Annotated in this window: 7 protein-coding genes; 3 read left to right on the plus strand and 4 right to left on the minus strand. The window is 34.6% G+C overall.

Annotation, left to right across the window (positions count from 1 at the left end; translation table 11 throughout):
- Positions 1-11: 11 nt before the first annotated feature.
- A complete protein-coding gene (locus RXO53_RS07190) occupies positions 12-1112 on the minus strand; it encodes a radical SAM protein (protein WP_410713552.1) in 1101 nt (366 codons plus the stop codon).
- A 246-nt stretch (positions 1113-1358) separates the two neighbouring features.
- Here RXO53_RS07190 and pyrH point away from each other — a divergent pair, with 246 nt between their 5' ends.
- The gene (pyrH, locus tag RXO53_RS07195) at positions 1359-2039 is read left to right on the plus strand and encodes a UMP kinase (RefSeq protein WP_410713553.1); all 681 of its coding nucleotides are present in this window, start codon (positions 1359-1361) and stop codon (positions 2037-2039) included.
- A gap of 518 nt (positions 2040-2557) precedes the next feature.
- On the opposite strand, the gene RXO53_RS07200 is transcribed toward pyrH, so the two are convergent.
- Positions 2558-3112 carry a TetR/AcrR family transcriptional regulator gene (locus RXO53_RS07200; RefSeq protein ID WP_410713554.1) on the minus strand — a complete coding sequence of 185 codons (555 nt, stop codon included), beginning with the start codon at positions 3110-3112 and terminating at the stop codon, positions 2558-2560.
- Positions 3113-3238: 126 nt separating this feature from the next.
- The gene (locus RXO53_RS07205; RefSeq protein WP_410713555.1) at positions 3239-4432 is read right to left on the minus strand and encodes an MFS transporter; all 1194 of its coding nucleotides are present in this window, start codon (positions 4430-4432) and stop codon (positions 3239-3241) included.
- Between the two features lie 304 nt (positions 4433-4736).
- Here RXO53_RS07205 and RXO53_RS07210 point away from each other — a divergent pair, with 304 nt between their 5' ends.
- Positions 4737-5735, plus strand: coding sequence for an ATP-binding cassette domain-containing protein (locus tag RXO53_RS07210; protein WP_410713556.1), 999 nt, complete (start codon positions 4737-4739; stop codon positions 5733-5735).
- A gap of 3 nt (positions 5736-5738) precedes the next feature.
- The gene (locus tag RXO53_RS07215) at positions 5739-6506 is read left to right on the plus strand and encodes an ABC transporter permease (RefSeq protein ID WP_410713557.1); all 768 of its coding nucleotides are present in this window, start codon (positions 5739-5741) and stop codon (positions 6504-6506) included.
- Between the two features lie 72 nt (positions 6507-6578).
- Here RXO53_RS07215 and RXO53_RS07220 read toward each other — a convergent pair whose 3' ends face one another.
- Entirely contained in the window at positions 6579-7217 is a 639-nt protein-coding gene (locus RXO53_RS07220) for a mechanosensitive ion channel domain-containing protein (protein WP_410713558.1), read from the minus strand.
- Between the last annotated feature and the right edge of the window lie 235 nt (positions 7218-7452).

Here is a 7452-nt window from a genome sequence, read left to right on the forward strand (position 1 = left end):
GGTAGAATTGCTTAGGAAAGGGGGCCAAATAAACAAAGTCCATCTTTATTATAAAAAGTGTTATTTCTATACGATCTAGCCGGACAACCTCCTTGACATAACGAAGAGATTTTGCATGTTTTGCACTCTTTTATATTTTCCCATCTTTTTTCTCTGAAAAATTTAAAACCATTTTCCCATAAATCTTTTAGGCTATCCTTTCTTACATTACCTTCTTTAAAATTTTCCAAAATTAATAATTCACACCCATAAACATCACCATTTGAATCTATAATTAACCTTGAATTTCCTGCAGGACAAGAATAATAATTATTTATCCCCTTCTTTATAAGTGATTCATAAATTCCCTTTAAATCATCTAAATAAAACCTAAAACCATTAATAGTTATATTTATCTCATTTGTATTTAATTTTTTTATTTTATTATAAACGGTTACTGCTGAATTTCTTGGTAATCTTACATTGTTTGTTTTCGCTCTTCCAAATTCCTGCACAGGACTGAAATTTATTGTTTTTACGCCAAGATTTTTAGCAAGATCAATCATATCACTTATATAGTTTTTATTAGACTCTGTTATTACATAACTTAGAGTAGTTTTAATTCCTTCATTTAAAAGATTTTTGACTCCATTGATTGCTTTTTGAAATGATCCAACACCTCTTATTACGCTGTTTATATTTTCATTTGGGCCATCAATACTCACTTGGACTTCATTAATTCCTGATTTTTTTAGTTTTCTTGCAATTTCTTGATTTATTAAAGTACCATTAGTGCTCATGGCAGTATAAATATTTAATGATGTAGAGTAAAAAATAATATCGAACAAATCATTTCTTAATAAAGGCTCACCGCCTAAGAGATAAATTATTTCAATACCTAATGATTTTAATTGATCTATAACATTAAACCACTCATAAGTTTTAAGTTCATCCTTTAAAGGCTTACCTGCAGAAATGTAGCAATGGATGCAATTCAAATTACATTCTCTAGTTATGTATAGCGTTGCTTGAATTAAATTTCTATTAAAAAATTTATTATTACTAGATAAATGAGTTAAAGGCGTTGCTGGGCAATCCATTAAAAAGGCTAGCTCATCAAATGCTAATTTCAATCATATACACCAAAAAAATTAGTTTAATGGAAGGTTTTACCTATTTCTTTAATACATTTAAAGAACTGTTTAAGCGTGTATTAATTTTGATTAATATGTTTTACAATCAAAAGCCTTGCCCTTTAGAGCGAGGAGGAGGTCAGACCTTTATAAGGAAAAATTATGCAAATACTTAATCAAAAAATTATAAAATTTAAAAGTATGCTTTTAATTTTCCTACATTTTTATATTATTTAGGGAGAAAACTTGGAAAGCATAATAATAAAAATAAGCGGTAGCTTGATTTATCCGCCAAATCCAAATTATTTTAATAAACTAAGAGAAAATATTATAAAATTAATAGACGATTATAGGTTTGGTATTGTTGTTGGAGGAGGTCCATTAGCAAGAAATTATATTAATAATTTAAGGAGTTTAAATATTTCTGAATCGATTTTAGATATTTTAGGAATTGAATCTGCAAAACTGAATGCATTAGCCTTGTCAACAGCATTAAATCCTTATGCAATCCCAAAAGTTCCCAACAATATAACAGAAGCGATAGAAATGTTTAGTAAAGATTTAATACCTGTGTTAGGCGGTCTTCAACCAGGTCATAGCACTAACGCCGTATCTATAATTTTAGCTGAAAGCTTAAACTCAAAAACTGTTATAAACATGCTTAACGGAGTTGATGGCATATATACTAAAAAACCTAATGAACCTGATTCAAAAAAATTAGTCAAAGTCACATACAATGATATGGAGTCAATAATAAAAAATATAGATCAATTAGCAGGAGGTTATGAACTATTGGATCATGTAGCGTTTGAACTAATAAAAAGAAGTAAAATAAAGGTAATATTTGTTGATGGAAAAGATCCTGATGTTATATATAAAATAATTAAATTAAAGGAAAAAATAGGATCTGAGCTAACACCGGAATAATTATCCCCTATGCTTCGGATATATTTTTATATATTATTTCTTAATGATAAAGCGAACGACAAGCCCTTCTAGGGGGGCGGGGTAAAGTTTTTTAAGATTAAAAACTTAAAATTGAGACAGTTGCCAAAGAGGTATGCGTCACTGAAATATGAGTATGCATCTACCCCAACTAACAAGTGTAATAAAATATGAATCTAGGCCGATCAACCTTTAAAACATGAGGAGCGGGAGCCGATTTCTCCCGCAATATCGGCTTGGGGGATAATAGAGTAATACCCATAAAGGGGTGTAACCCTTAAGACCTCAGGGAATTCCCGCCCTTCAGGGCGGGGAGGAGGTCAGAATATAGTAACTCAGCATCTATACTTCTATTTTATCTTGGACATTAAGACGAAAGGTTCTTAAAAATTCTAAAAATTTTACAATTTTCTGTCATAAAATAGAAAGGTTGTATCTATAAAATCTTTAAAATAAACATAAAAAGAGAATTATACTAAAAAGCTTTTAAAATATCAAGGTTATTTAGATAATGCTGTTTTAATCAAAGTATTTATATATACTTGTCTATCTATATTGGGGATATTCACGACATAACATAGAAGGCCTCCCATAAATGACCTTATCCTTACAATACCTTCATCGTTATCGCTATTAAATGCTTTTTTGCTTATTTCCTTAACTAATGGACTGCATAACTCTCTAATATTATCCCCTAATTCTTTATAATTATTCATAGCAGATAAAGTGTGCAAAAGAAGTTTTCTCATGATAGGATTACTGTATTTTTCAAGATATTTATTTCCAATGCATTCAAGAACATTATCATTTTTTTCTTCTAAACAGCTTTCTATTATATCTAAAGGTAGGCTTTTTTTCGCCACTTCTAAAATTAGCTGATCCTTGGTCTTAAAATGCCAAAAAACAATTCCCTTAGAAACTCCAGCTTTTCTGCAGATCCGATCTACAGAAGCTTTATAAAAACCCTCCTCAGAAAAACTTTCTGCAGCTGCCTCTAATATCTTTTCTTTTGTCATCTCTGCATTTCTTTGTCTTATTTCATTTTCTTGCCTCATTTAGATCCCAATAGACTTAATGGTCAATTGATCTTTATAAGCATTACTAATATAATAACATTACCTCTTTTTTAAAAAATAAATTTAAAATATCTTTAAGATTACTATTATTTTATGCCTTATTACTTATTTTTTGGGTTTTAGCAATAGTTCCCAGATAAAGAACAATGCTGTTACTATAGCAAATACCCATAATGTAATTGAAAATCCTATTATAGATGCCATATATCCAACCAAAGGCATTAATGCAGACATTATCATCATAGATGAACTGAAAAATGAAGTTGATGTACCTATTTCTTCAGGCTTAAATGTAGTGTTAGCTATTTGCAACCCTAAAGTCCATGAAATTCCATCAGGTATTGCTGCAATTAAAACAGCAAGAACGAAAAATATTACTGAAACAGAGCTAAGAGCTAAAAATATTGAAGCAATTAAAGCAATAGTTACTGCAAAAACTAAATAAGGTCTTCTGTTTGATATAGGAGATTTTAGCCTAATAATAAATCTAGTTACTACATCTCCAACGAACATAGCAGCAAATAAGTAAAAAACTGTTGTTGCTGAAAGTTCTAACATTTTGCCATATATTACTCCAAAAGAAAGTATTATAAAAAACGGTATGGTATAAGCAAATGCAGCAATAACAGCCCATGTATATTCTCTATATTTAAATAAAGAAGCTATACTTGCAGAACCTTTATGCTCTTTTGCCTCCATGTATTTTAATGAATATTTACCTCTAAGAGCAACTACAAATGGAATAGCAGCAAATGCCATTATTGCAAACATAAAGAATAGTTCCTTTATTCCAAGATGTAAAAGATAACCAGTAGTAAATGGCGCTACTATTAATGCAAGTGCAACCCAGAATGAAAATGCAGCCTGTTCCACTTGTCTTTTTGACTGTTCTACTGATGCCATACCAGCCATGGTCATAAATGAATCCATAACAAGGCCGGTTATGAAACCATCAATTATCATTAATGTGTAAACTTCGACATATCCATGAATTACTATATAGAGAGGCATCGTAATGCCAAGTAAAAATAAAGATATTATTTCAACAGTTTTTAGCTGGCTTGGCCTAAACTTTCTCATTGCAAAAGCAGAAAATGCGAACGCTACCGTAAACAAAGCAAAACCTATACCAACTTCAAAAGAGTTCATTCCAAATGCTAAACCGAGTGATCCTATTGATGTTTGATAAAATTGTAACAAATACCTACCAAGAAATGCTGCAATAATTATTAGCCATTCTGCTCCACTTATTACGCCGAAATCCAGACCAACCTTTCTTAAGCTTTTCTTTTTTTCCACTGAACTCACCAATTTATTAACTGACCAGTCAGTATTATAAACTTTTCGTTTTTATTTTATTATCTATATCTTTATGGCATTTGAGCGGTAGGTGGTCATGGACTCATTTAAGCCTAATAGCACAGGGCTTACATTTTATATAGCTCTCACCCTTTTAGACATAGCCCCAATAAACGCGAAAGGTTTATTTATAGTTACAGATAAAAAGATTTCTATTAATATGAAAAAGGATTAACCCCGTGTCTAATCTGCATTTTTAAATATATTCCTCAAAGATATATAAATAATTAGGGGATGAATATCAATGCCAGCCATAGAGGTGAGAGACCTGGTTAAGGTCTATTCTGGGGGCGTTGTAGCATTAAATGGCGTCAACCTCACCGTTGAAGAAGGGGCCTTTCACGCTATTTTGGGCCCTAATGGAGCTGGCAAAACTACCCTCATAAGAATCATCACTACACAAATTAAGCCTACCAAGGGCACTATCAAGGTCTTCAGCTTTGATATCTCGTCTTATGGCAATAGGGTCAGGGAGTTAATAGGCTATGTGCCTCAGGAGATGAGCCTGTGGACTGACTTGACTGGATATGAGAATGCCACAATATATGCAAAGATATATGGAATAGAGTCCAGCAGGAGGGCCAATGTCATTGATGAGGCTTTAGAGTTCATGGGACTTAGGGATGCCGCAAAAAGGCTCGTAAAGACGTACTCAGGCGGCATGATAAGAAGATTAGAAATAGCTATAGCATTAATAAGTAGGCCGAGGCTGATCATACTTGATGAGCCCACTATTGGCTTAGATCCAAGGGCAAGGATGCTAATATGGGAAAGGCTTTTGGCATATAAAAAAGAGTACGGGATCACTATATTTTTTGCAACACATTACATGGACGAGGCTGATAAGTACGCAGACATGGTCTCCATAATTAATAGAGGGAAAATAATAGCAGAAGGAAGGCCCTTAGAGCTTAGGAAAGCTTACGGAGTTGACAAGATAGTCCTACGGATAGACGGAGATGTGGATAAAGCCAAGGAGATACTTTCAGGGCTCGACTTTAATGCAAGAACTGATAACAATGGTGAAATCTCGATTGTCGTGAAGGAACCGTCTGCAGCGCTGCCTAAGGTAATAGAAAACCTTAACATCTCTGGCATCACCGTACTCGAAGCAAGGATTGTAGAGGCCTCTCTTGATGATGTCTTCATTAAGCTCACAGGTGAAGGGATGTTTGAGGAAGAGGGGATGGAGCGCATAAGAGACGTCCTGTCGACAAGAGGTATGATAAGGAGAGGCGGCTAATCTATGAATTACAAGAAGATGAAAACTTTCATGAGCATCTTGGCTATGGTGGAGATGGAGCTAAGAAGGGTATGGCACGACCCTGTAGAAATTATTACAAGGGCCGTACAGCCAGTTCTCTGGGTGACAGTCTTCAGCGTAGTCATGGCTCATAGAGTAAACCTAGGCGTTCAGGACTACACCTCCTTCATCGCCCCCGGAGTCGTGTTCCAGTCGGCTACCTTTATAGCATTGGCGTATGGCATCATGATGGTGTTTGAGAGGGAGTCAGGCGTCCTTAAGAGGCTCCTTTCATCGCCAATACCTAGAGCAAATATAGTCATAGGGAGAACCCTTGCAGGGTCAGTAAGAGCATCAACGCAATACATAATAGTCCTTGCCTCAGCGGCCTTGGTCAGTGCTAAGCTCACAGATAACCCGCTGCTGTTAATAGCAGGCTATGTAATAGTTGTCTATGCAAGCATAGGCTTCACAGCCATATCAATACTCTTGGCATCAGTGATGAAAACCAGGGAAAGATTCATGGGTATAATGGGCGCGATATCCATGCCGCTGTTCTTCACAAGCAGCGCGCTATACCCTATAAGCATAATGCCTAAGTTACTCCAAGTAGTAGCGCTATTTAATCCCTTGACTTACGCTGTTAATGCGTTGAGAGATTTGGTGCTGTATGATAAGCTAAATATACTTATGGACTTGCTGGCGTTAACAATATTTAACGTTTTCTTCTTGGCTATAGCCATAAAAGAGTTAAACAAAATAATAGAGTAACAATATCTTAAATCTTATAAAAGTAATTAAAAAATATTAAGATATTAAAAAAATCAATATCAATTTTTAGCCTCATTGACTTGATTGCTGGCCCTGGCCGGTTAGCTTCTTTATTAGAAGGTAGATCTTGTTGCCTATTATTGACGAGCTCGGTATTAGCACTAGGGTGCCGTCCTGCTTTCTGACCTGAGTAAACAGAGCACCTATGTCCTCTACGATACCATCTTCACCAAGTATGTTTACATGGTCGCCGACCTTGAAGGGTCTAGCAGCAAGTATAAATATGCCCGCTACTGCCTGTCCTGTTACTTGTTGCATGGCAAAGCCCACTACAATGCCCAAGAAGCCACCTATGGTTAGACCTCCTACTCCTCCCACTGCTGCACCAACAACAGCCGCTATTATGGCTATTATGCCTATAATCCTCATTATGTTTTTGAAGGCTATTGCTGTGGGGTGGTCATACTTACCCCTTACTGTCCAATAGATGAAGTTTGAGAAATAGTTAACAATGTACCAGCCAAAGGCCAAAACCAGTACAGCGTTGACGTATTTAAAATATGAAATAACTTTAAACATTGTCATAACGTACTGAAGGCCTGCAGCTATAACAATATAAAGCACTATGAAAACTATCATCAAAGTTAAGGAACTTCCAGCCCTCTTTGCAGACTCAACCGGAGTTATAGACTCTTCCTTTTGGACTGACATACTATCACCATATATTATTATTTTTGATAACATATATTTAAATATTATTGTTTTAACACATAAATAATTGTTAGTTTTTATGATCAATTTACAACCGAAAGCCTCGTCCTTTATGGCAAGATAAAGTTTTTTAAATTTAAAAAAAAATATAAAAATTGAGAAAGCTGCTAAAGAGTTATGCTTTACTGAAATATGAGGTAAGCCTTTACCCCAACTAACAAGCATAATATGGTGT

The sequence above is a fragment of the Caldisphaera sp. genome (assembly GCF_046536515.1).
Classification (GTDB): Archaea; Thermoproteota; Thermoprotei_A; order Sulfolobales; family Acidilobaceae; genus Caldisphaera.